Consider the following 22,568-nt stretch of genomic DNA (forward strand, 5'->3'; position numbering starts at 1 on the left):
ATGCGGATTGTCGTCGCGCTCGGCGGCAATGCCCTCCTGAAGCGGGGCGAGCCGATGACGGCCGACAACCAGCGCGCCAACATCCGCCGCGCGGCAACGGTGCTCGCCGAATTGATCGCGGCCGGCCATGCGCTGGTGATCACCCACGGCAACGGGCCGCAGGTGGGCCTGCTCGCCCTCCAGGCGGCCGCGACGCCGCAGGCGCCGTTCCCGCTCGACGTGCTCGACGCCGAGAGCGCCGGCATGATCGGCTACGTCCTGCAGCAGGAGCTCGGCAACGCCGTGAGGGACAGGCTCTTCGCCGCGCTCCTGACGCAGGTGCGGGTCGATCCGCACGACCCTGCCTTCGGGGCGCCGACCAAGCCCATCGGCCCCGTCTACGATGAGACGGCCGCCCGCAGGCTGGCGGCGGAGCGCGGCTGGCGGATCGCCCCGGACAACGACAAATGGCGGCGCGTGGTCGCCTCGCCGAAACCGCTTTCGATCGTCGAGGCCGAGGTGCTCTCCTTTCTCGTTGCGCGCGGCGTCGTCGTCATCTGCGCGGGCGGCGGCGGCATTCCCGTCGTGGAATGCGAAGACGGCAGCCTCGTCGGCGTCGAGGCCGTCGTCGACAAGGATTTCGCCTCCGCGCTTCTCGCGCGGCAGCTCGACACGGATCTCCTGCTGATGCTGACCGATGTCGATGCGGTCTATGCCGGCTGGGGAGGGCCCTCGGCCCGGCCGCTGGGGCATGTGGCGGCGCGCGATCTTTCGCCGGCCGACTTTCCTGCCGGCTCGATGCGGCCCAAGATAGAGGCGGCGGTCGATTTCGCCCGCGCCACCGGCAGGCCGGCGGCCATCGGGAGGCTGGAGGACGCCGTGGAGATCGTAGCGGGAACGCGCGGAACGCGGATAGGGCCCGACGAAACGGCCGGGGCAACCGGCCCCGCTTGATCCGCGTCAAGGTGGCGGGCCGAGGGCCGATTATTCTTGTTAGGCATCAAGACGGACGGAGATTGGTCCAATGAACTACAAATCCATTCTGGTGAATCTGGATATCGACGGGCAGATCAAGCCGGTCGTCAAGGCATCCGCCGAACTGGCGCGCCGTTCGGGCGCCCGGCTGATCGGCTTCTGCGCGGCCGATGCCTACCTGCCGGTGACGGGTCCGGAAGGCGCAACGCTGGCCGCCGACGTGTGGCAGCAGATGCGCGAAGACGACGAGCGCCGCTTCAAGGAACTGCGCAAGGAGTTCGAGGCGCTGGTCGCCGGCACGGTCGAGACCGAATGGCGCGATGCGCTGGAAAGGCCGACCTACGCCCTCGTGCAGGCCTCCAGGATGGCCGACCTCGTCGTCACGCAGGCGGTCGACGGCGCGGCGACGCGGGACACGCCCCGCCGGTCCGATCCGGGAAGCGCCGTCCTGCAGACGGGCCGCCCCGTCCTCGTCGTAGGGACGGACACCGAACACAGGCTCGGCAGGAAAATCCTCGTCGCCTGGAAGGACACGCGGGAGGCTCGGCGGGCGGTGTGCGACGCGATCCCGCTGCTCAAGGCTGCCGACGACGTCGTTGTTGCGACGGTGGCCTCGCAGATCGACCACTGGGCCCGCGAGAGCCTGACCGACGTCTGCGCCTTTCTCGTCCGCCACGGCGTGACGGCGCGCAGCGAAACGGTCGAGAGCGCCCGGGAGAGCGACAGCCTGCTCCATCTCGCCGACCTCCATGATGCCGACCTCGTCGTGTCGGGCGCCTTCGGGCACAGCCGCCTCAGGGAATGGGTCTTCGGCGGCATGACCCGTTCGCTGCTCGACGAGATCCGCCTCCACCGCTTCATGTCGAGCTGACGGGATCCGGGAACGGCGGCCGAGGCGGAGGCAGGCAGATGCAGCCGGAAACGCCCTTGCAGCGGGCTGGCGATGCTGCGCCGGCCTATTGGTCGATCCCCGCCGAGGCGCTTCTTGCGCAACTGGACACCCGTATATCCGGGCTTTCCAGCGAGGGGGCGAGGGCGCGCCTCGATGACGTCGGGGCCAATGCGATCCGGGCAGGGCGCGGCGCCTCGGCGCTCACCGCCTTCGCGCGGCAGTTCCGCAGCCCGCTCGTCCTCATCCTCATCTTCGCGGCCGTTGTGTCGGGGATCGTCGGCGAGGGCAGCGAAGCCGTCATCATCGGCGTCATCGTGCTGGCGAGCTGCGTTCTTTCCTTCACGCAGGAATACGGCGCCTCCCGCGCCATGCAGGCGCTCACCGCCCGCATCGCCCGCAAGGCCCTCGTGCTGCGCGACGGGCGGGAGGCCCTGCTTCCCGTCGAGGCGATCGTGCCGGGCGACATTGTGCGGCTCTCGGCGGGAAACCTCGTTCCGGCCGACGGCATCCTTCTGGAAACGCGCGACTTCAACGTCAGCGAGGCGGCGCTGACCGGTGAGACCTTCCCTGTGGTCAAGACGGCCGGCATCTGCCCTCCGCAGGCGCGCATCGGCCAGCGGACGAACACGGCCTTCACCGGCACGTCCGTGCGCAGCGGCACGGCGACGATGGCGGTCGTGAAGACAGGCGGGAAAACGGAGTTCGCCGCGATCGCCGCAACCATCGCCCGTGCCGCGCCCGAGACGGATTTCGCGCGCGGCATCCGCCGCTTCGGCTACCTGATGACGGAGATCATGCTGGTCATCGTCATCCTTGTCTTCTTCGCCAATCTGCTGCTGCATCGCCCGGCGGTGGATTCGCTGCTGTTCTCGCTGGCGCTCGCCGTGGGGCTGACGCCGGAGCTGCTGCCGGCGATTATCAGCGTGACGCTGGCGCGCGGGGCCCGCACCATGGCCGCGAACGGCTTCATCGTGCGCCGTCTCGACGCCATCGAGAACCTCGGCAGCATGGACCTCCTGTGCACCGACAAGACCGGCACGCTGACGGAAGGCGTCATCCGTCTCGACGGCTGCCGCGATGCATCGGGCGCCGAGGCGCCGCAGGTGCGGCTCTGGGCGCTCCTCAACGCGACCTTGCAGGCCGGCATGGCGAACCCGCTGGACGAGGCCATCGCCGCCGGAAAGGGCGTGGAGGACGACCTTGCCGCCTATGCCAAGGTGGACGAGATCCCCTACGACTTCATCCGCAAGCGGCTTTCGGTGATCGTCCGCCGGGCGGACGAGCCGGAGGACCTGATGATCTGCAAGGGTGCGCTGCAGACCGTGGTCGCCGCCTGCTCCCTCGTCCTTGGCGAAAGCGGCGCGCCGGTGCCGCTCGATGCGGCAAGGGCCGCGGCGATCGACGAGAAGGTCAGGGCCTGGAGCGGGCAGGGTTACCGCGTCCTCGGGCTCGCCGTGCGCCGTTTCGCGCGGCAGGACGCCTATCGCCGCGAGGACGAGGCGGGCCTTGCCTTCGCCGGCTTCCTGCTCTTCCTCGATCCGCCGAAGGCAGGCATCGCGGAGACGCTGAAGGCGCTCGCCGCCCGCGGCATCAAGGTGAAGATCATTACCGGCGACAACCGCTATGTCGCCGCCCATCTTGCCGAAATCGTCGGCCTGCCGCAGCGCCGTGTCCTCACCGGAACGCAGGTGAGCCGGCTGACGAAGGAGGCGCTGGTGCGCCGCGTCACGCAGAACGACATTTTCGCCGAGATCGACCCGAACCAGAAGGAGCGCATCATCGCGGCGCTGCGCAGGCACGGCCATGTCGTCGGTTATCTCGGCGACGGCATCAACGATGCGCCGGCCCTTCACGAGGCCGATGTCGGCATCTCGGTGGAGGGCGCGGTGGACGTGGCGCGCGAGGCTGCCGACATGATCCTGCTCGAGCGCGATCTCGGCGTGTTGCTGCGCGGGGTCGACGACGGGCGCAGGACCTTCGCCAATACGATGAAGTACATCTCGATCACCACCAGCGCGAATTTCGGCAACATGGTCTCGATGGCCTTTGCCTCGCTCGCTTTGCCTTTCCTGCCGCTGCTCGCCCCGCAGATCCTTCTCAACAACTTCCTCTCGGACGTGCCCTCGCTCGCCATCGCCACCGACAATGTCGACGCCGATCAGGTCCGCACGCCGCGGCGGTGGGACATCGCCTTCGTGCGCCGCTTCATGGTGACGTTCGGGCTGGTCAGCTCGGTCTTCGATTTCATCACCTTCGCCTTTCTCCTCCTTGCCGCCGGGGCGGCGGCCGGGGTGTTCCAGACCGGATGGTTCGTCGAATCCCTCGTCACCGAGCTTGCCATCGTGCTGGTGGTCCGCACCCGCAAGGCCTTCTGGCGGAGCCGCCCGAGCGCGCTTCTCTCATGGCTGACGTTGGTCGTCGGCCTTCTCGCCGTCGCGATCCCCTTCCTGCCGGGTGCTGACTGGTTCGGTTTCGTCCCGTTGCCGCTCCCGGTCCTCGGCGGGCTCGTCGCAATCACGCTCGCCTATCTGGCGGCGTCCGAAGCCGTGAAGCATTGGTTCTTCGCACGCCGGCGCCGCGGTTGAGAGAGGCTCATGGCGCGTGCCGCCCGTTGCCGGCCGGGTCGCTTTCGCCCCAGGGGCGCCAATGGGTCGGCGATATCTCGACATGCTCCCTCGTGCCGGATTTGACCCAGCCGACCAGCGTTCGCCGGCAGGGGAACACGAGCGCATTCATGCCGTCCCGGTCGAAGACCGCCAGTTCGAGATCCTGATTGTAGGGCGCAGTGGAAGCCGGTTGCCACATGGAGCGATGCCTGCGAGGAGCCCGATGCGAACGCGCATTCAAGCCGTCCGGATGGCCGCCTCGATCTCCGTTCTCGAGTGCCCGGTCATATCTTTCGCGATTTCGCCGAGCAGCCTGTCCCGCAGGCTCTTGTGAAAGTGCCGGCGCATCTCCCCGAGCGTTCGCGAATCCGCGACGATCAGGAGCTTGCCGATGCTTCCGGCGATCGCGGCCCGGTTCAGGGCAGCGCTTGCCGCCGCTGCGAAGTCGTCCTCCGAAAGGCGGGCCTTGTCGGGATTTCCCGCGCTGTTCCGGTGGCGTCCGCCGGACCCGGCATGGTCTTCTTCCACCCGCGGTTCCGGCAGGGCGAAGAGCTCGATGCCGGGCTCGTGGGCGATGTTCTGGAACAGAAGTATCGTCCGCCCGTCGACGACCGCCACCGTTGCACCGTTCGGCAAGATCATTGTGTTTCTCCCTGTCTGTTCGTCCGCCGGTCCGCGGCGGTATCGTTGTTCGGATGCGCCGGCACCGGCTAGGCGGCCAGGTCCTTCAGCGCCTGGAGCTTGACGATTTCGACGCCGCGCAGGTTCGGCAGCCGGATGATGCCCTTCTGGCGGAACCTGGAGAACACGCGCGACACGGTCTCGATGCTGAGCCCGAGATAGTCGCCGATATCGGCGCGCGACATCTGCAGGTCCAGACGCCGCAGGCCGCCCTGGCGTTCCGACATGTCGAGCAGGAATGCGGCGGCCCGCTCGGCGGCGCTGTGGCGGCCGAGCACGAGCAGGTGTTCCTGCGCCCGCACGAGGCTTTGCAGCGCCATGGGCAGGAGCGCGCCGGCAAGGTCGCCTTGCAGCAGCGTCGCGCGCTGGATCCTGATTCCGGTGGCGCATATGGCTTCGGCGAAGAAGTGATGCGTGGTATCCGTCTCGAACCCGAACATCTCGCCGGGAAGGAGAAAGGCGGAGATCTGCCGGCGGCCGTCGGCAAGGAGCCGATAGACGCGCACGGCGCCGAACTCGACGGTATAGAGGCTGCTGCTCTTTTCCCCCTGCGCGTAGATCTCGGCGCCTGCGCTGAAGAAGGTCGGAGCCTCGCCGCTTCCGGGGCGGGCGGCAAGCCCCGGCTCGAATGCGGCCTTGCGGTAGAACGATGCCTGAATTTCTTCGTGAAGCGCCATGATCTTTCCCCGGATGTCGATGGGACGATCAATCGCGCAAATCCTGCGAGGGCGAAATTCGGTCATCTCCGTAAGGGAAACTACGTAGGCGCGGCCTAGCGCGCCTTGCCGGCGGCCTTGAGGGCGATGGTCATGCGCACGAGTTCCGGCAGGCTTTTCGCCTGCATCTTCGACATGATGTTGGCGCGGTGCACCTCCACCGTGCGCGGGCTGATGTCGAGGTCGTAGGCGATGGTCTTGTTTGCCGCCCCCGCGACGACCGAGGAAAGGACCTGCTGTTCCCGTTCGGAAAGGCTGTTCAGGCGCGCCCGCAACGTCGCGATGTCGGCGGATATCTCGCTCGCGTCTTCGAGGCGGCTGGCGGCACGCGTGATCGCGTCGATCAGGGTCCGGTCCTCGAAGGGTTTTTCGATGAAATCGACCGCGCCCGCCTTCATGGCCGACACGGCCATCGGCACGTCGCCGTGGCCGGTGATGACGACGGCGGGAATGAGAAGGCCGGCCGCACCGAGCTTTTCCAGGAGTTCGACCCCGCTCATGTCCGGCATGCGCAGGTCCGTGACGAGACAGGCCTTCGCAAGCGTCGGCGCCACGTCGAGAAAGCGTGTGGCCGATTCGTGTACGCGCACGGTGAAACCCGACATCGTAAGGAGGAAGGCCAGCGATTTGCGCACGGGTTCCTCGTCGTCGACGACGTGGACGACATAGCTGTCAATCGTCATGGGGCCTCCCTTCTCCGGCAATCGGAAGCGAGAAGCGGAAGGTCGTTCCCGCATCGCCGTTCCGGACTGCCGATATGTCGCCGCCATGCGCCTGGATGATGCGCCGGGATATCGAGAGCCCTATGCCCATTCCGCTTGCCTTGCTCGTAACGAAGGGCTGGAAAAGACGGGCCGCGATCTCGCCGGGAATCCCGGGGCCCGTATCGGCGACCTCGACGAAGGCCATGCCGGTCTCGCCCCGCATGGTGCGGACCGTCAGCTCGCGCCGGCTGCTCTCGCGCATGGCTTCCATCGCATTGCGCATCAGGTTGATGAGAACCTGCTGGATCTGCACGCGATCGACAAGCACCTCTTTCGTATCGGGCGAAAAGGCGAACACCGTCCGCACGCCAAGTTCGCGCGAGCCGACAAGCGCGAGCGCAGCGGCTTCCTCGATCAGCTTGCGCAGGTCCTCCGGCGCCTTTTCCGTCTCGCCGCGTGTGACGAATTCCCGCAAATGGCGGATGATCTCTCCGGCGCGCAGCGATTGCCGGGCGGCATCCGCCAGCGCCTCGCGCATCTGTGCGGCCGGCCCCTCGGCGATGCCGTCCAGAAGCCGGACGCAGCCCTGCACGTAATTGGCGATGGCCGCGAGCGGCTGGTTGAGCTCGTGCGCCAGCGTCGAGGCCATTTCCCCCAGTTCGTTGAGGCGCGCGAGCCGCGCCAGTTCGCTCTGGGCCTCCTGCAGCAAGGCCTCGGACTCCTCGCGTTCGGTGAGGTCGCGGATGAAGCCGGTGAAATACCGCCCGTTCCCCGAGCGCATCTCGCCGACCGCCAGTTTCATCGGGAAGGTGGTGCCGTCCTTGCGGCGCCCCACGACGACGCGATCGATGCCGATGATCCGCTTTTCCCCCGTCGCGACATAGCGGCGGATATAACCGTCATGCTCGTGGCGATAGGGATCCGGCATGAGAACATGCACGTTCTGGCCGATCACTTCGGCTTCCTTGTAGCCGAACTGCCGCACCGCGGCGGCGCTGAACGAGGTGATCCGCCCCTGTTCGTCGATGACGACCGTCGCATCGGGAACGGTGTCGAGGATCAGGCGGAGATGTGCCTCGCGCGCCCTCAGCGCGCCTTCCGTCTTGTCGATTGCCCGGCGCGCATGATGGAGCATCTCGCCCATCCAGGTGATCGTCAATCCGACGAAGGCGAAGAGGCCCGTCTGCACCCCTACAGCCTGGTCAGGGCCGGCTATATAGGCCGCGCCGATGAGGGAGAGCAGCGAGGCCAGCAGGCCCGGCCCCACGCCGCCCGCGATGGCCGCGACGAGGATGACCGGCGTGAAGAGGATGAAGGGCGCCGTGTTTCCAAGCACGCCCTGGAGCAGCCATCGGGCGATGAAGACCGCGGCGACGGCGATCAGCGCAAGGACATACCCCGCCCTTCCTTCGAAGCGTGGTGAAAAGATGGTCTGCAGGAAGCGTCCCTGCAATCGTGGCAAATCGCGCGCCGGCATGCCTCTCCCGTCAAGACGCCCGGTTTCGGCACCATCCGAGGACATATTGACTGGCGTCGAGAATATATCCATGCGCGCATGAAGGGAAGTGTGCAGGGCGACCTCAGGTTGCCGACCACAGGTCGCGCAGCGGCTTGCGCATCGAATTCCTCACCTGCACGATCTCGCCGTGGGAAATGTGCCTGTCGAGCAGGCGGAAGACGGTGCGCACGGCCTCGTCGGGATCGTTCGGCGCATCGCTGGGGAAGGCATCCTCGACGCGGGCGATGAAATCCTCCTTCCTGCGCTCCCATACGGGTGTTTCGCGGGGCTTCCAGTTCTCGAAGTAGATGCCCCGCACCAGGACGGGCAATTGCGAGGAGAGGTCCGTCATCTCCTCCGGCGACAGCCAGTCGCGCAGGGCATGCAGCACGCACCGGAGCAGGTGATAGGCGCGCGGCTGCGTCCAGCCGAGATCCTCGGCAAGTTCGTTGACCCATTGCTGCGCCTGTTGCGCTGCCTGGGTGAAATTGGCGATCGATGTGCCGCTCATGGGACATTTCCTTGTGCAGCGCCGGTGCGCTCGCGCTTGCGGCTTGCTTTGCCCGGTCGGCTCGATCCGGCAGGCAATCCAGCAAACGCCGCCCGGCGCCCTGCTGCATTGACGCGAATCAAAATCCCCGCGGCGGGTCCGTTTCATTTCTCCGCCAGCCGGCAAGGGCTGAAATTTGTGCGGATGCATAATTTTTAGGCGCATGCCTTCCGGGGCCGGTGGCGATCATGGCTATCGCGGGCGCTTTTGCCGGGATTTCGGTCACGCAGACGGATGGCATGGCCCTTGCATCGTGGTGGGGACAACCATCGGGGCCACGCAGACCATGGGCGATTTCGACAGAGGGCACATATCCGATCACCGCGCCGGACGGGGTTGCCGGTGATCGTGTTTCCCGCGCCGGATGTGCCGGACGGCTCGGCCGTGCCGGTGCGCATGCAGCGCGCCGAGGGCAGCGCGCGGCTTGCCTTCCACCGGCGCCATGGTGCGACGCGGCTGCGGACGCTCTACCAGGAGGGATGCGTCAAGATCCGCCTGCCAACGCCCTTGCCCGGATCGCCGCCGGAGGCGATCCTGATCAACACGGCGGGCGGGCTTGCGGGCGGCGACCGGATATCCACCGAAATCGAGGCTGCGGGCGCGACGGCGGCGACGGTCACCACGCAGGCCTGCGAGCGGGTCTATCGTTCGACAGGCGAGGCGGCAACGGTGACGAACAGGCTTGCGGTCGGCGCCGGCGGCCGCCTCGCCTGGCTGCCGCAGGAAACCATCCTCTTCGACGGCGGGCGCCTTTCGCGGCGGCTGGAGGCCGACCTTGAAGGCGATGCCGAGCTCGTGGCGGTGGAGGCGGTGCTGTTCGGCCGCACCGCCATGGGCGAGACCCTTTCCCACGGCGCGCTGCACGATCGCTGGCGCATCCGCCGCGATGGCAGGCTGGTTTTCGCCGAGGACTTCCGCGTTTCCGGCGCCATCGCCGCCCGGCTTGCCCGGCCCGCGACGCTATCCGGCTGCTCTGCCATGGCGACCGTCCTCTACGCAGCGCCCGAGCCGGAGCGGCTGCTTGAGGCCGTGCGCGCATCCATCGGGGATGCGGGCGGGGCGAGCGCCTGGGACGGCAAGCTGCTGATACGTCTCGTCTCAGCCTCCGGCCTTGCGCTCCGCCAGCGTCTCGAACCGCTTCTTTCGCTTCTGCTCGCCGGACGCCCGCTGCCGAAAGTCTGGCAATTATAGGAACGGCCCCATGAACCTCACCCCCCGCGAGAAGGACAAGCTGCTGATCGCCATGGCCGCCATCGTGGCGCGCAAACGGCTGGAACGCGGCGTCAAGCTGAACCATCCCGAAGCCATCGCGCTGATCACCGATTTCGTGGTCGAGGGCGCGCGCGACGGACGCCCGGTCGCCGACCTGATGGAGGCGGGCGCCCATGTCGTGACCCGCGACCAGGTGATGGAGGGCATCGCCGAGATGATCCACGACGTGCAGGTGGAAGCGACTTTCCCCGACGGAACGAAGCTCGTGACCGTCCACCAGCCCATCCGCTGACTTTCGAAAGGGCAAACCGATGAAAAGACTGCTTCTCACCCTGCTTTTGACCGGCGCGGCCGCAAGCCCGGCCTTCGCCCACCTCGATCCGGTCGCGCACGGCTCGCTCGGGGCCGGCTTCTCGCATCCGCTGACGGGCGCCGACCACCTGCTCGCCATGGTCGCCGTCGGCCTCTGGGCATCGCTGATCGGCGGGCGGGCACTCTGGGCCGTGCCCGCCGCCTTCGTTGCGGCGATGAGCGTCGGGTTCCTCGCGGCGCTCGGCGGGCTCGGCCTGCCCTTCGTCGAGCCGGTCATTGCCGGCTCCGTCGTGGTGATCGGGCTTCTGGCGATGGTGGCCCTTCAGGTGCCGGCCGCAGTCGGCATGGCCGTCGTCGGCTTCTTCGCCCTGTTCCACGGCTATGCGCACGGACTGGAGCTCGGCGGCGCGAGCGGCCTTTCCTTCATGGCCGGCTTTGCGGCGGCGACCGCGCTGCTGCACGGCGCGGGTGTGGCGCTGGGCCTCGGCCTCGGCGGACGCGCAGGGCGGATCGCGGCGCGGATTGCCGGCGGCCTTGCGGCGCTCGGCGGCCTCTGGCTCGTGGCGGGGGCGTGACCATGATCCCCGGGGAAATCCTGACCGGCGACGGCGATATCTTGCTGAACGCAGGAAGCGAGCCGGTGACGCTCACCGTCGCCAATACCGGCGACCGGCCGATCCAGGTCGGCTCGCACTACCACTTCTTCGAGACCAACCCGGCGCTTTCCTTCGACAGGCCCCTTGCGCGCGGCATGCGCCTCGACATCGCGGCGGGCACCGCCGTTCGCTTCGAGCCGGGGCAGGAGCGTATCGTGCGGCTCGTGCCGATCGGCGGCAACCGTGAGATCTACGGTTTTCGCCAGCAAGTTATGGGGAAACTCTGATGGCCGCCCACCTTTCCCGCGCCGCCTATGCGCAGATGTACGGCCCGACCGTCGGCGACCGCGTGCGCCTTGCCGATACCGAACTCTTCATCGAGGTCGAGAAGGATTTCACCGTCTACGGCGAGGAGGTGAAGTTCGGCGGCGGCAAGGTGATCCGCGACGGCATGGGCCAGAGCCAGGCGACGCGCGCCGAAGGGGCGGTCGACACCGTCATCACCAATGCATTGATCGTCGATCATTGGGGTATCGTGAAAGCCGATATCGGCCTGAAGGACGGGCTGATCGCGAAGATCGGCAAGGCCGGCAACCCGGACACCCAGCCGGGCGTCGATATCGTCGTCGGCCCCGGTACGGAGGTCATTGCGGGAGAGGGGCGCATCCTGACGGCCGGCGGCATCGACGCGCATATCCACTTCATCTGCCCGCAGCAGATCGAGGAGGCGCTGATGTCCGGCGTCACCACCATGCTTGGCGGCGGCACGGGCCCTGCCCACGGCACCCTCGCCACCACCTGTACGCCGGGGCCCTGGCATCTGGCGCGGATGATCCAGTCCTTCGACGCCTTCCCGATCAATCTCGGCCTTTCCGGCAAGGGCAACGCCTCGAAGCCGGCGGCGCTCGTCGAGATGATCGAAGGCGGGGCCTGCGCCCTCAAGCTGCACGAGGATTGGGGCACGACGCCGGCCGCCATCGACACCTGCCTTTCCGTCGCCAACGACTACGACGTGCAGGTGATGATCCACACCGACACGCTGAACGAAAGCGGCTTCGTGGAGGACACCATCGCCGCCTTCAGGGGCCGCACCATCCATGCCTTCCACACGGAAGGGGCGGGCGGCGGCCATGCGCCGGACATCATCCGCGTCTGCGGCCTTGCCAACGTCATCCCGTCCTCGACCAACCCGACGCGGCCCTATACGCAGAACACCATCGCCGAGCATCTCGACATGCTGATGGTCTGCCACCACCTGTCGCCGTCGATCCCCGAGGACATCGCCTTCGCCGAAAGCCGCATCCGCAAGGAGACCATCGCCGCGGAAGACATTCTCCACGATATCGGCGCCTTCTCGATCATCTCCTCCGACAGCCAGGCCATGGGCCGCGTCGGCGAGGTGCCGATCCGCACCTGGCAGACGGCCCACAAGATGAAGGTGCAGCGCGGGCGCCTGCCCGGCGAAACCGGCGACAACGACAATCTGCGCGTACGGCGCTACATCGCCAAATACACGATCAATCCAGCCATCGCGCAGGGGCTTTCGAAGCATGTCGGCTCCGTCGAGACCGGCAAGCGCGCCGATCTCGTCCTGTGGAACCCCGCCTTCTTCGGCGTCAAGCCGGACATGGTGCTGGTCGGCGGCGCCATCGCCGCCGCGCCGATGGGCGATCCGAACGCCTCGATCCCGACGCCCCAGCCGATGCACTACCGGCCGATGTTCGGCAGCTACGGGCGCGCTCCGGCGCTCTCCTCCGTCACTTTCGTGAGCAGGGCGGCGCTGGAGGGCGGCCTGAAGGCGCGCCTTGGCGTCACCAAGGACATGGTGGCCGTCGAGAACACCCGCGGCGGCCTTTCCAAGGCCTCGATGATCCTCAACGACGCGACCCCGCATATCGAGGTCGATCCCGAAACCTACGAGGTGCGCGCCGACGGGGAGCTGCTCACCTGCGAGCCCGCGACCGTGCTGCCCATGGCGCAGCGCTACTTCCTGTTCTGAAAGGGTCGGCCTTGCCCTACCGCTCCACCGAAATCCTGAAGCCCGATGACGCCCGCACCCCCATCGACGTGGTCGTCCTGACGCACGACCAGCGCCATGTGCGCCGCAAGCTCCTGCACATGCAGCATGACGACGTGGTCATGCTCGACCTCAAGGCGCCGGTGCTGCTGGCCCATGGCGACCTCATCCTCACGGAGACGGGAGAGACCGTCGAGGTGATCGCGGCGGAGGAGCTGCTTTACGAGGTGACCCCGAAGGACAGGCTGCATCTCGTCGAGCTTGCCTGGCATCTCGGCAACCGCCACCTTCCGGCGCAGATCGAGGAGGCACGCATCCTGATCCTGCGCGATCACGTCATCCGCGACATGCTGACAGGGCTCGGCGCATCGGTCCGCGAGATATCCGAGCCTTTCCATCCGCTGCGCGGCGCCTATCACGGCCACCATCACCACGGCCATGACTGAAACGGCCGATCTCGTCCGGCTGATGACCTGGCTGTCGCCCGCCTTCCCGGTCGGCGCCTTCTCCTATTCCGGCGGGCTGGAGCAGGTCGTGGCGGATGGCGACGTGCGGGATGCCGGGACCTTGAAGGACTGGCTCGAAAGCCTCCTTGCATATGGCACTCTCTGGAACGACGCCGTGCTGTTCGCCGAGGCGCATAACGCCTTGGCCGACGATGAGCGGCTGGCGGAGGCCGCGGCGCTGGCGGAGGCCCTGTCGGGCTCGGCGGAGCGGCATCGCGAAACCATGCTGCAGGGCGGGGCCTTCCTTTCGGCCGCGGCGAACTGGCCGCATCCGGTTCTCGACCGTCTCGGCGGGGCGGCGGCCTATCCGGTCGCGGTCGGCGCGGTGGCGGCGGCTCATGGCATTGCGGCGGAGGCGGGGCTTGCCGCCTACCTCCATGCCGTCGCGTCGAACCTCGTCTCGGTCGCCATCCGCTGCGGCGTTATCGGCCAGAAGGACGGCGTGACGGTGCTGGCGGGACTGGAGGCGCGGATATTGGCATCGGCGGCGCGGGCTGCGGGTTCCACACTGGACGATCTCGGGGCCGCGACGCTGCGGGCCGAGATCGCGAGCCTTCGCCACGAGACTTTGCCGACGCGGCTCTTCCGCTCGTGAGAAGGCTGCAAACCCGGATTTTCAGGAGGTGGGAATGACATCGAAGAACGGTCCCTTGCGCGTCGGCATCGGCGGTCCTGTCGGCTCCGGCAAGACGGCGCTGACAGAAAAGCTCTGCAAGGCGATGCGCGGGCACTATTCCCTCGCCGTCGTCACCAACGACATCTACACCAAGGAGGATGCCGAGGCACTCATGCGCATGCAGGCGCTGCCGCTGGAGCGCATCGTCGGCGTGGAGACCGGCGGCTGCCCGCACACGGCGATCCGCGAGGACGCCTCGATCAACCTGCAGGCCATCGCCGATCTCAACCGGCGTTTTCCCGATCTCGACGTGGTCTTCATCGAATCGGGCGGCGACAATCTCGCGGCGACCTTCTCGCCCGATCTTGCGGACCTGACGATCTATGTCATCTCGGTCTGCCAGGGCGAGGAGATCCCGCGCAAGGGCGGGCCCGGCATCACCCGCTCGGACCTCCTCGTCATCAACAAGAAGGATCTCGCGCCCCATGTCGGCGCCGATCTCGACGTCATGGAGCGGGATGCGACGCGCATGCGCGCAGGGCGCCCCTTCGTCTTCTCCGACATGAAGCGCGCAGACGGCGTGGACCGCATCGTCGATTTCCTGCGCATCCAGGGCGGATTGTGAGGGAAGGATGCGGGGCCGCCCGAGCGGCGTCGCATTTTGTCGATAACGTCCTGAAAGGCTTGCGAGATCGTCATATATGGACGATCTTCCTGCATAGATGAGATGCCGGGGTCGACGCCCCACAAGGAGGGCGCCGATGTATCGTGTCTGGAACTATGTCACCGACTACTCGCTGATGCTGATCGGCGGCGCGGTGATCGCGCTGCTTTGGGCCAATACGGCGCCCGACAGCTATCACGCCCTCGTGCATTTCCAGTTGTGGGCCGGCGGGCCGGTCGGTGTGCTGGAAGCCCATGAGGACGCGCCGCGCAGGGTCATGACCCTGCATTTCCTCTTCAACGACGGGCTGATGGCCTTCTTCTTCGCCATCGCCGCCAAGGAGGTCTGGGAGGCCGTGGCGCTTCGCGACGGTGCGCTTCGCGGCCGCAAGGCGCTGACACCGCTGATCGCGACCGTCGGCGGCATGGCAGGCCCCGTCGTCGTCTATCTCTGCCTCGCCATGGCTCTTGGCGTTCTTGCGGATGTCTCGCGCGGATGGGCCATCCCGACGGCCACCGATATCGCGTTTTCCTATCTCGTCGGGCGGATGGTCTTCGGCGCCCGTCATCCGGCGATCGGCTTCCTGCTTCTCCTCGCCATCGCCGACGATGCCGGCGGGCTCGCCATCCTTGCGATCTTCTATCCGTCGGGCGAGGTGGCGCCGGCATGGCTTCTGCTCTCGCTCGCCGCGGCGCTGGGCGTCTTCTTCCTTGCCAATGTGCTGCCGCGCAGGCTCGACCGGGGTAACCAGGACCGGCCTCGTTCCACCTGGGTGCGCAAGACGCTGGGATTCTGGCCCTGGGCGCTGGCGGGTGCACTGAGCTGGTACGCCTTCCAGATGGCCGGCCTGCATCCGGCGCTCGGCCTGTTGCCCATCGTGCCGACCATTCCGCATGCGGAGCGGGAATTCGGCGTCTTCGCCGAGGAGGAGCGTTACCAGACCGACCTGCTCAACGTGATCGAGCATGGCCTGAAGGTGCCCGTGCAGTTCGTGCTGTTCGGCTTCGGGCTGCTCAATGCCGGCGTCGAGTTCTCGACCATTTCCGAGCCCACCTGGCTGGTGCTTCTCGGGCTGATCATCGGCAAGCCCCTCGGCATCACCCTGTTCGGCTGGATCGCCGCCTATCCGCTGCGCCTCGGCTTGCCCCAGGGCATGGAGATACGCGACCTGCCCGTCGTCGGCTGCGTCGCTGCCATCGGGTTCACCGTCGCGCTGTTCGTGGCCTCGGTCGCCTTCCCGGCCGGGCCGGTTCAGGACGCGGCGAAGATGGGGGCTTTGTTCAGCCTTGTCAGCGCCGTCATCGCCATTGCCGCCGGTCGTATCTGCAGGGTGCGCCGGAGCGTGTAGCGGCGCCGGGCATAGCCGTCCGCCCCCGGCTAGGTGCCCGGGGCTGCCTGGTCCGCGCTCTTTTCGGCGACGCGGCGCGCGCGGATCGCGGCGGCGATGAAGACGCGGGAGAGCCCGTGGTAGAGCGGCTCGCGGGACAGGATGCGGGAGGTGAGATAGCCGAGCATGGAGACGGCCATCAGCGGGATGACGGCGTCATGGTCGCCGGTCATTTCGAGGATGATGACGAAGGCCGTCATCGGCGCCTGCACGACGCCGGCGAAATAGCCCGCCATGCCGAGGACCGCCGCAAGCGCGACGCTGGTGCCGAGAAGCGAGCCGACCGTGCTGCCGAGGCCGGCGCCGACCGAGAGGGAAGGGGCGAAGATGCCGCCCGGTATGCCGGACAGCATGGAGAGGAACCCCGCCGCGAACTTTTCCACGAAGAAGAGGAGGGGAAGGGCCTCGCCCTGCACCGCGCTCCTGGCCTCGGCATAGCCCGTGCCGAAGGTGCGCCCGCCGGAAACGACGCCGATGACGGCGATGGCGAGCCCGCAGGCAAGGGCGAACAGCACCATGCGCTTCATCGGCTCGGACTGGGCCCAGCGGCGGATGCGCTGGCCGAAATAAAGGGCAAAGCCGCTGAAGGCCGCGCCGAGCGCGCCCCCGCCGATGCCGCACACGAGGACGAGGCACCAGTCGCGCAGGTCGGTCGGGGCGACCGACGTGGAGCCGAAATACTGGTAGCTGCCCGAAATGCCGAGCGCGGCAAGGCCGGAGAGGATGACGGCGGCGAGCACGAAGCCGTTGGCGCGTGCCTCGTAGGTGCGGCTCATCTCCTCGATGGCGAAGACGATGCCGGCAAGCGGCGTGTTGAAGGCGGCGGCGATGCCGGCGGCCGAGCCGGCGAGGATGAGGCCGCGCGCCTGCGCCATGCCGCCGAAGCGCGCGACGGCCAGCATGATGGAGGCGCCGACCTGGACCGTCGGGCCCTCGCGCCCGATGGAGGCGCCGGAAAGAAGGCCGAGCACGGTCAGCATGATCTTGCCGAAGGCGACGCGCAGGGACAATAGCCTGCTGCGGTCCTCTTCATCCTTCAGGTGCCGCGCGGCGATTGCCTGCGGGATGCCGCTACCCTGCGAATTCGGGAAAAACCGGATCGCCAGATAGGCCGAGAGCGCAAAACCGGCGGGCGTGAGGAGGAGCGGCAGCAGGAAGCTCCATTCCGTGGCCGCGGTCGCATGCGCGAAAGCGCGCTGGGCAAGGTCCGCGAGCTTGGCAAAGCCGACGCTGATCACGCCGGTCGCGAGCGCCCCGCACCAGAAGACGAGGCGCGGGCGCCAGAGCGAGAAGGATCCCCAGAAGACGCGGGAGCGCCGGAGCAGTTTCGATTTGCGGTATAGATCGGCCATCCGGGTTTTCGGTTTGCGCTGGACCGGCGGCATGCCCGTTCCGGGCCATGCCATGAAGGTGCCGTTCTTGCACGAGTCCGGGTGGAGCGACACCCCTTTTTTGGCGGTGCGCGCTGTTTGCCTTGCCGTCAGGCGCCGGATCGATGCCGGTTCCGGGTCCGCCGGGCGATCAGCGCGTCGATGGAGAAAAGCCCCGGGCCCCGCGCGGCGATGAAGAGGAGGCAGGCGGCCCATGTGCCGTGCGTCGGCCAGGCATCCGGATAGACGAAGATCTCGATCACCAGCGTCATCGCCAGGAGTGCCAGCGCGGAGAACCGGCTGGCAAGGCCGACGACGAGGAGGACCGGGAAGACATGCTCGGCGAAGGCTGCGAGATGCGCGGCAAGCCAGGGATCGATCAGCGGCAGCCTGTACTCGTTCTCGAAAAGATAGACCGCGCTGTCGGAGACCGACCAGCCGTCCAGCTTCGTTTCGCCGGATCGCCAGAAGACGCCGGCTATGGAAAGGCGCGCGACAAGGGCGATGACGTCGCTCGGGATATGGCCGAGCGCCTGTATCGCCCGTTCGACAAGGCGATGCGGCAGCGATACGGCGAGGTCAGGCATGGTCGCGGTCTTCATCGTCTTGGTCCTTCCTGATGGCTGTGAAGGCTCCGGCACGGAGCAGGATTGCGAGATTTGCGGAAAGGTCGAAGGCGGCATCGGCTGCCATGGCCGCGCTCGCGGCTTCGGCAAGTGCGCGGCCTTGCGCCAGATGCCCGAAGAAGGGCGCGCCGGCGGGCGGAAGCGGCACGACCTCGACGATCATGTGGGGCCGGACCACCAGCGCGTCCTGGCCCCGCCAGTCCGCAACGGGTTCGACAGGACGCTCGCCGGCGTTCATCGCCCAGATCGTTACCGCCGGATGGGGCGAGGAGAGGGCCGAGAGGGACGGGTGGGGAACGAGGACGAGACCGCCCAGCCGGTCGGGGGCGATCTCGGCGAGAACCTGCGGATCGAGCGGCGCGGCGTCGGCTGCATGATAAGCGCGCGTGCGGGCCACCTCGATGCGCATGACATCCGCGAGATAGGCGATCTCCCGCGCCGGCTCGAAGTTCGCCGCGAAATCCGGAAAATCGTCGCCATAGGCCAGAAGCAGCGGCGAGCGCGGCGGATTGAGGCGGATGAAGACCGCGGCCATCGCCCGGAAGAAGTCGGGCCCGACGATCCGCTCGGCCGCGGGAAACCGCGTGGCAAGTGCGCCCGTGAGGCTGGCCGCCACGTTGTTGCGGTATACGCCGTAGCGCCGCTCCGGTGAGGGCGAATTCCAGGCCGTGACGCCGGCGGGCGGCGGCGTCGCCTCCATGAGGCCGGCGGCGAAGGCGCTCTGGGTGGCGTCCGACATGGTTCAGGCCGCCCTTTGCCGCGCGGCCGCGTCGAGCATGCGCTGCGCGGCGGCGGCTTCGCCCCGCAGCACCGGCCAGGCGGGCACGTCATTGTCCCATTCGATGAGGCTGGCGACCGGCCCCGTCCGGCTGATGACCGTCTCGTAGAGCGCCCAGACGGGGTCCTTCACCGGCGTGTCGTGGCTGTCGATGAGAAGCGGCGCGCCGAGTTCGTCCACCGTTTCCGAATGGCCGCTGAGGTGGATCTCGCGCACCGCCTCCAGCGGGAAGCGGGCGATGTAGTCGCTTGGGTTCAGATTGTGGTTCGTCGCGGCGACGAAGACGTTGTTGACGTCGAGCAGCAGGCCGCAGCCGGTGCGCCGCGTGAGCTCGGCCAGGAAAGCCGTCTCCTCGATCGTGCTTTCCGAAAACAGGACATAGGTGGCGGGATTTTCGAGCAGCATCTGCCGGCCGAGGGTCTCCTGCACCTCATCGATATGGTCGGCCACGCGGTCCAGCGTTTCCTGCGTATAGGGCAGCGGCAGGAGGTCGTTGAGGAAGACGCTGTCATGCGTCGACCAGGCGAGATGCTCGGAAAAGCTCTCCGGCCGGTAGCGCTCGCAGAGCGTCTTCAGCCGGGCAAGATGGGCGCGATCGAGCGGCTGCATGGAGCCGATGGAGAGGCCGACGCCGTGGACCGAGAGGGCATAATCCTCCCGCAGCCGGCCAAGCTGGGCATGCGGCGGACCGCCGGCGCCCATATAGTTCTCCGCATGGACCTCGAAGAAGCCGATGGGCTGCGGTTCGGCGATGATGGCGGCGAAATGCTCGGGCTTGAAGCCGGCGCCGGCGCGCCGGGGCAGGGCGGAGGGGATCATGGTGAAGCCTTTCGACGGGAGAAGCGACGGCGCCGCGAAGGCGCCGTCCGGTGGGGCGGGTGCAGGCCTCAGGCCGGCGCCATGCCCTGTTCCAGCATGCCGTGGCCGCCCGGCGTCTTCATCGACAGGCACGTGCCCTTGGGAACGAGCTTGAAGACGTTCTGCTGGTAGTCGATCTTCGACGTGCCGGCGCAGGTCGTGCCGGCGCCCGCGGCGCAGTCGTTCTGGCCCTTGAGGGCGACGCCGTAGCACTTTTCCTTCGCGTCGTCGGCAGCGGCGGCCGGGGTGGCGACGGCGGCGAGCGCGGAAGCGAGCGAACCGGCAAGGGCGAGGGTGGCGATCGTGGTCTTCATCTTTGTCTCCGTTAGTGGCCAGCCCCATTGGCTGTGCATTGCGGGCTACGGAGCGCGCCGTGCCTTCGTTACAGGCCTTGCGTCGTTTTCGCCTGCCGGCGGCTTGCCCAGCGGGCGGTGGTTTTAGAAAAAGAATCGTCAAATCAGTGGCTTGCGGTCATTACGGAAATCTTTGCTTCCATGCAGTAACAAAATCGTGTTCCCCGGCGTAGGGTATGAAACAGTGACACAGTCGGCGCGTGAAGAGGAATGGGCGAACTGGCTGCGCCTTGCCATAAAGGGCGACGCGCAGGCCTATAGCCGTTTCCTTTTCGCGGTGACGCCGTATCTGCGCGCCATGGCGCGGCGGCGTTGCAGCCTTTACGGCGCGCCCCTGAGCGAGGCGGAAGACGTGGTGCAGGAAGTGCTGCTCGCCATTCACCTCAAGCGCGGCACCTGGGATCCGGCCCGCCCGCTCGGCCCGTGGCTCACGACGCTGGTGCGCAACAAGCTGATCGACAGCCTGCGCCGCCGGGGTCGGCAGAAGAACGTGCCGATCGACGATGTCTCCGATTTCCTGGAGGCGGAGGATGAGACGAATGAGGCGGCCGACCGGATCGACACGGAAACGATGCTCGCCCGGCTGAAGGAGCCGCAGCGCGATATCGTCCGCTCGATCTCCATCGAGGGGGAGGGCATCCGCGAGACGGCGGCGCGGCTGAAAATGACGGAAGTGGCCGTGCGCGTCGCCCTTCACCGGGCGCTGAAATCGCTGGCCGCCCTCTACCGGAGCGAATGACATGAAGACCGACGACCTGATCACCCTGATGGCGCAAGATGCCCCTGCCGGCCTGCGCTACGGCCGCGCGCTTGCGCTTGCGCTGGGTGTCGGCATCGCCGTCTCGGTGGTTCTCCTCGTTACTACCGTCGGCATCCGCCACAATATGGCGAGCGTCTTCGAGACCGCGCGCGTGCTCTTCAAGATCGCCGTCACCTTTATGCTCGCCGTCCTTGCCGCGCGGCTTGCCGTGCGCATCGGCCGGCCGGGGGCGGAAACGCGCGGCCCCGCATTGCTGCTCGCCGTGCCGGCGCTGATGGTCGCCGCCGCCGTCGCCGCCGAACTCTTCGTGCTGCCGGCGGATGCCTGGCCGGCGAGCCTCGTCGGCCGGAACGCGCTGTTCTGCCTGTTCTTCGTGCCGGTTCTTTCGCTCGCCCCGCTGGCGGGCCAGTTCTGGGCACTGAAAAAGGGTGCGCCGGAAAATCCAACCTTTGCGGGCGCCGCGGCCGGGCTTGCCGCCGGCGCCATCGCCGCGGCTGTCTATGCCTGGCATTGCCCGGACGACAGCCCGCTCTTCCTTGCCACCTGGTACACTATCGCCATTGCCGTGGTCACCATGGCCGGGGCGCTTGCCGGCCGCCGCTGGCTTCGCTGGTGACGGCATAGGTCAAGTTGCGCTTCTACGGTTTGACGGAGATCATCGCGGCGGCCTCCGGCAGGGGCTAGCCTTCCTTCATTGGGCAACCGGACCAGTGAAGGAGCTTGCACATGTCATTCAAGACCATACTCGCGCTCATCGGCACCGCGACGAGCGAAGCGGACCTCGACAAGGCCATCGCGCTTTCGGCGGAACTGGAGGCGCACCTTTCGGTGGTGGTGCTGCGGACCGCGATCTCGACGTTCGGCGTGGACTATCCCGCCGCCGCGGCGTGGCTGGATGCGCGCCAGAAGGAGATCGACGAATTGATCGACGTCCGGCACAAGGCGGAAGACCGCTGCCGGAGAGGCGGCCTCTCCTTCGATATCGATCATATCTACGACGACCGCTTCATCATCGAAAGCAATATCGGCATGCGTGCTATGTATGCCGATGTGGTCGTTCTTGGTGAGGGGATCCGTTCGGATGACGACCTGCGCAAAGCCGCCGTCAATGCCACGGCTTTCGATTCCGGAACGCCGCTCGTCCTCATGCCGGCGCTGCGGCCGACGTCGCTGAAACCGAAGAACGTGCTCTTCGCCTGGAATTCCCGCCCGCAGGCGGCGAGCGCCGCGAAAGCCGCCGCCGGGATGCTGGCGGGCGCCGACGCGGTCCACCTCGTCGTTGTCGATCCGGACGCCTCCTATTTCGGCAACGGCGGAGAGCCGGGCGCCGACATGGCGGCCTTCCTCTCCCGGCACGGCGCCAAGGTCTTCATCGAGCAGCTTGCGAGCGGAGAGCGGGCGGCGCAGGACGTCATCCGCCAGCATGCGCTGGAGCTTGGCTGCGACATGATCGTCATGGGCGCCTACGGCCATTCGCGTCTGCACGAGCGGGTCTTCGGCGGCGTCACCGCGTCGATCCTCGAAGACTGCGACGTGCCGGTCTTCCTGATGCGGTGACGGCATAGGATGTTCCGAAAAGACGACAGGAGGTGACTATGCCTGAATGCGATACGATGACGACCGAGCATGCCGCCGCACCCCTTGCCTGGCCGGTGATCGGCACGGAGCCTTTCCTCCGGGCGCCGTTCGAGATCGGCCTGGCGATGCATCGCTACTGGCTGGTCGCGGCCTCGCGGCTGCTTCAGGACCAGGCCGCGCATCTGCAGAACCTTGCCGAATGCAGCGATCCGCTGAGCGTGCTGGTCTGCCAGACGGAGCTTGCCGAAAAGTCCGTCGCAGCCGGTCTCGAGGATCTGCGGCGCGGTGTCGATACGGTCGCGGAGGCCGCCGACGAGCCGCCGCAATAGAGTAT

At 67.4% G+C, this 22,568-nt stretch carries 27 protein-coding genes; 16 read left to right on the forward strand and 11 right to left on the reverse strand.

From position 1 onward, the window contains the following. The 3 genes from arcC (at position 1) to mgtA (ending at position 4,431) form a co-directional block, all read left to right on the forward strand. On the forward strand, positions 1-933 hold the full coding sequence (arcC, locus tag ACZ5TO_RS19455; RefSeq protein WP_464800884.1) for a carbamate kinase: 933 nt from the start codon (positions 1-3) through the stop codon (positions 931-933). Between the two features lie 70 nt (positions 934-1,003). After that, on the forward strand, positions 1,004-1,825 hold the full coding sequence (locus tag ACZ5TO_RS19460; RefSeq protein ID WP_464800885.1) for a universal stress protein: 822 nt from the start codon (positions 1,004-1,006) through the stop codon (positions 1,823-1,825). A gap of 38 nt (positions 1,826-1,863) precedes the next feature. Beyond that, a complete protein-coding gene (mgtA, locus tag ACZ5TO_RS19465; RefSeq protein ID WP_464800886.1) occupies positions 1,864-4,431 on the forward strand; it encodes a magnesium-translocating P-type ATPase in 2,568 nt (855 codons plus the stop codon). 7 nt (positions 4,432-4,438) lie between these two features. On the opposite strand, the gene ACZ5TO_RS19470 is transcribed toward mgtA, so the two are convergent. The 6 genes from ACZ5TO_RS19470 to ACZ5TO_RS19495 all read right to left on the reverse strand — a co-directional run bounded on the left by ACZ5TO_RS19470 (position 4,439) and on the right by ACZ5TO_RS19495 (position 8,562). Further along, positions 4,439-4,651 (reverse strand): hypothetical protein, encoded by a 213-nt coding sequence (locus ACZ5TO_RS19470; protein WP_464800887.1) that lies wholly within the window; start codon positions 4,649-4,651, stop codon positions 4,439-4,441. Between the two features lie 38 nt (positions 4,652-4,689). Then, positions 4,690-5,070, reverse strand: coding sequence for a baeRF12 domain-containing protein (locus tag ACZ5TO_RS19475; RefSeq protein ID WP_464800888.1), 381 nt, complete (start codon positions 5,068-5,070; stop codon positions 4,690-4,692). A 92-nt stretch (positions 5,071-5,162) separates the two neighbouring features. Beyond that, the gene (locus ACZ5TO_RS19480) at positions 5,163-5,810 is read right to left on the reverse strand and encodes a helix-turn-helix domain-containing protein (protein WP_464800889.1); all 648 of its coding nucleotides are present in this window, start codon (positions 5,808-5,810) and stop codon (positions 5,163-5,165) included. Between the two features lie 95 nt (positions 5,811-5,905). Beyond that, positions 5,906-6,526 (reverse strand): response regulator FixJ, encoded by a 621-nt coding sequence (fixJ, locus tag ACZ5TO_RS19485; protein WP_464800999.1) that lies wholly within the window; start codon positions 6,524-6,526, stop codon positions 5,906-5,908. Continuing rightward, a complete protein-coding gene (locus ACZ5TO_RS19490) occupies positions 6,522-8,030 on the reverse strand; it encodes a PAS domain S-box protein (protein ID WP_464800890.1) in 1,509 nt (502 codons plus the stop codon). The genes fixJ and ACZ5TO_RS19490 overlap by 5 nt, the downstream gene beginning before the upstream one ends. Before the next feature lie 103 nt (positions 8,031-8,133). Continuing rightward, on the reverse strand, positions 8,134-8,562 hold the full coding sequence (locus ACZ5TO_RS19495) for a DUF2267 domain-containing protein (protein ID WP_464800891.1): 429 nt from the start codon (positions 8,560-8,562) through the stop codon (positions 8,134-8,136). A gap of 435 nt (positions 8,563-8,997) precedes the next feature. On the opposite strand from ACZ5TO_RS19495, the gene ACZ5TO_RS19500 reads away from it, so the two are divergent. From ACZ5TO_RS19500 to ACZ5TO_RS19540, 9 genes are all read left to right on the forward strand, one after another. After that, entirely contained in the window at positions 8,998-9,792 is a 795-nt protein-coding gene (locus ACZ5TO_RS19500; protein WP_464801000.1) for an urease accessory protein UreD, read from the forward strand. A gap of 10 nt (positions 9,793-9,802) precedes the next feature. Next, positions 9,803-10,105, forward strand: coding sequence for an urease subunit gamma (locus tag ACZ5TO_RS19505; protein ID WP_184141196.1), 303 nt, complete (start codon positions 9,803-9,805; stop codon positions 10,103-10,105). Between the two features lie 19 nt (positions 10,106-10,124). Further along, entirely contained in the window at positions 10,125-10,700 is a 576-nt protein-coding gene (locus ACZ5TO_RS19510) for a HupE/UreJ family protein (protein WP_464800892.1), read from the forward strand. Positions 10,701-10,702: 2 nt separating this feature from the next. Further along, positions 10,703-11,008 carry an urease subunit beta gene (locus tag ACZ5TO_RS19515; protein ID WP_464801001.1) on the forward strand — a complete coding sequence of 102 codons (306 nt, stop codon included), beginning with the start codon at positions 10,703-10,705 and terminating at the stop codon, positions 11,006-11,008. Further along, positions 11,008-12,720 carry an urease subunit alpha gene (gene ureC, locus ACZ5TO_RS19520; RefSeq protein WP_464800893.1) on the forward strand — a complete coding sequence of 571 codons (1,713 nt, stop codon included), beginning with the start codon at positions 11,008-11,010 and terminating at the stop codon, positions 12,718-12,720. Before ACZ5TO_RS19515 ends, ureC begins: the two co-directional genes overlap by 1 nt. An 11-nt stretch (positions 12,721-12,731) precedes the next feature. Then, positions 12,732-13,184 (forward strand): urease accessory protein UreE, encoded by a 453-nt coding sequence (gene ureE / locus ACZ5TO_RS19525; RefSeq protein WP_464800894.1) that lies wholly within the window; start codon positions 12,732-12,734, stop codon positions 13,182-13,184. After that, the gene (locus ACZ5TO_RS19530; protein ID WP_464800895.1) at positions 13,177-13,839 is read left to right on the forward strand and encodes an urease accessory protein UreF; all 663 of its coding nucleotides are present in this window, start codon (positions 13,177-13,179) and stop codon (positions 13,837-13,839) included. Before ureE ends, ACZ5TO_RS19530 begins: the two co-directional genes overlap by 8 nt. A gap of 34 nt (positions 13,840-13,873) precedes the next feature. Continuing rightward, entirely contained in the window at positions 13,874-14,485 is a 612-nt protein-coding gene (gene ureG / locus ACZ5TO_RS19535) for an urease accessory protein UreG (RefSeq protein WP_184141206.1), read from the forward strand. Between the two features lie 136 nt (positions 14,486-14,621). After that, positions 14,622-15,872, forward strand: coding sequence for a Na+/H+ antiporter NhaA (locus ACZ5TO_RS19540; protein ID WP_184141208.1), 1,251 nt, complete (start codon positions 14,622-14,624; stop codon positions 15,870-15,872). A 29-nt stretch (positions 15,873-15,901) separates the two neighbouring features. Here the strand turns inward: ACZ5TO_RS19540 and ACZ5TO_RS19545 are convergent, their stop codons facing one another. The 5 genes from ACZ5TO_RS19545 to ACZ5TO_RS19565 form a co-directional block, all read right to left on the reverse strand. Next, on the reverse strand, positions 15,902-17,263 hold the full coding sequence (locus ACZ5TO_RS19545) for a chloride channel protein (protein ID WP_464800896.1): 1,362 nt from the start codon (positions 17,261-17,263) through the stop codon (positions 15,902-15,904). 128 nt (positions 17,264-17,391) lie between these two features. Continuing rightward, entirely contained in the window at positions 17,392-17,883 is a 492-nt protein-coding gene (locus ACZ5TO_RS19550) for a DoxX family protein (protein WP_464800897.1), read from the reverse strand. Further along, positions 17,861-18,646 (reverse strand): HvfC/BufC family peptide modification chaperone, encoded by a 786-nt coding sequence (locus tag ACZ5TO_RS19555; protein ID WP_464800898.1) that lies wholly within the window; start codon positions 18,644-18,646, stop codon positions 17,861-17,863. Before ACZ5TO_RS19555 ends, ACZ5TO_RS19550 begins: the two co-directional genes overlap by 23 nt. 3 nt (positions 18,647-18,649) lie before the next feature. Next, entirely contained in the window at positions 18,650-19,504 is an 855-nt protein-coding gene (gene bufB / locus ACZ5TO_RS19560) for an MNIO family bufferin maturase (protein WP_464800899.1), read from the reverse strand. Positions 19,505-19,572: 68 nt separating this feature from the next. Further along, entirely contained in the window at positions 19,573-19,857 is a 285-nt protein-coding gene (locus tag ACZ5TO_RS19565; protein ID WP_464800900.1) for a BufA1 family periplasmic bufferin-type metallophore, read from the reverse strand. Between the two features lie 223 nt (positions 19,858-20,080). Between ACZ5TO_RS19565 and ACZ5TO_RS19570 the strand changes: the two genes are divergently transcribed. From ACZ5TO_RS19570 to ACZ5TO_RS19585, 4 genes are all read left to right on the forward strand, one after another. Further along, positions 20,081-20,635, forward strand: coding sequence for a sigma-70 family RNA polymerase sigma factor (locus ACZ5TO_RS19570; RefSeq protein ID WP_464800901.1), 555 nt, complete (start codon positions 20,081-20,083; stop codon positions 20,633-20,635). A gap of 1 nt (position 20,636) precedes the next feature. Next, on the forward strand, positions 20,637-21,272 hold the full coding sequence (locus tag ACZ5TO_RS19575; RefSeq protein ID WP_464800902.1) for an NrsF family protein: 636 nt from the start codon (positions 20,637-20,639) through the stop codon (positions 21,270-21,272). 110 nt (positions 21,273-21,382) lie between these two features. Continuing rightward, positions 21,383-22,213 (forward strand): universal stress protein, encoded by an 831-nt coding sequence (locus ACZ5TO_RS19580; protein ID WP_464800903.1) that lies wholly within the window; start codon positions 21,383-21,385, stop codon positions 22,211-22,213. 38 nt (positions 22,214-22,251) lie between these two features. Beyond that, complete coding sequence (locus ACZ5TO_RS19585) at positions 22,252-22,563, forward strand: phasin family protein (RefSeq protein ID WP_464800904.1); 312 nt, start codon at positions 22,252-22,254, stop codon at positions 22,561-22,563. Positions 22,564-22,568 lie beyond the last annotated feature (5 nt).

It is taken from the genome of Shinella sp. Sh6 (assembly GCF_055392685.1).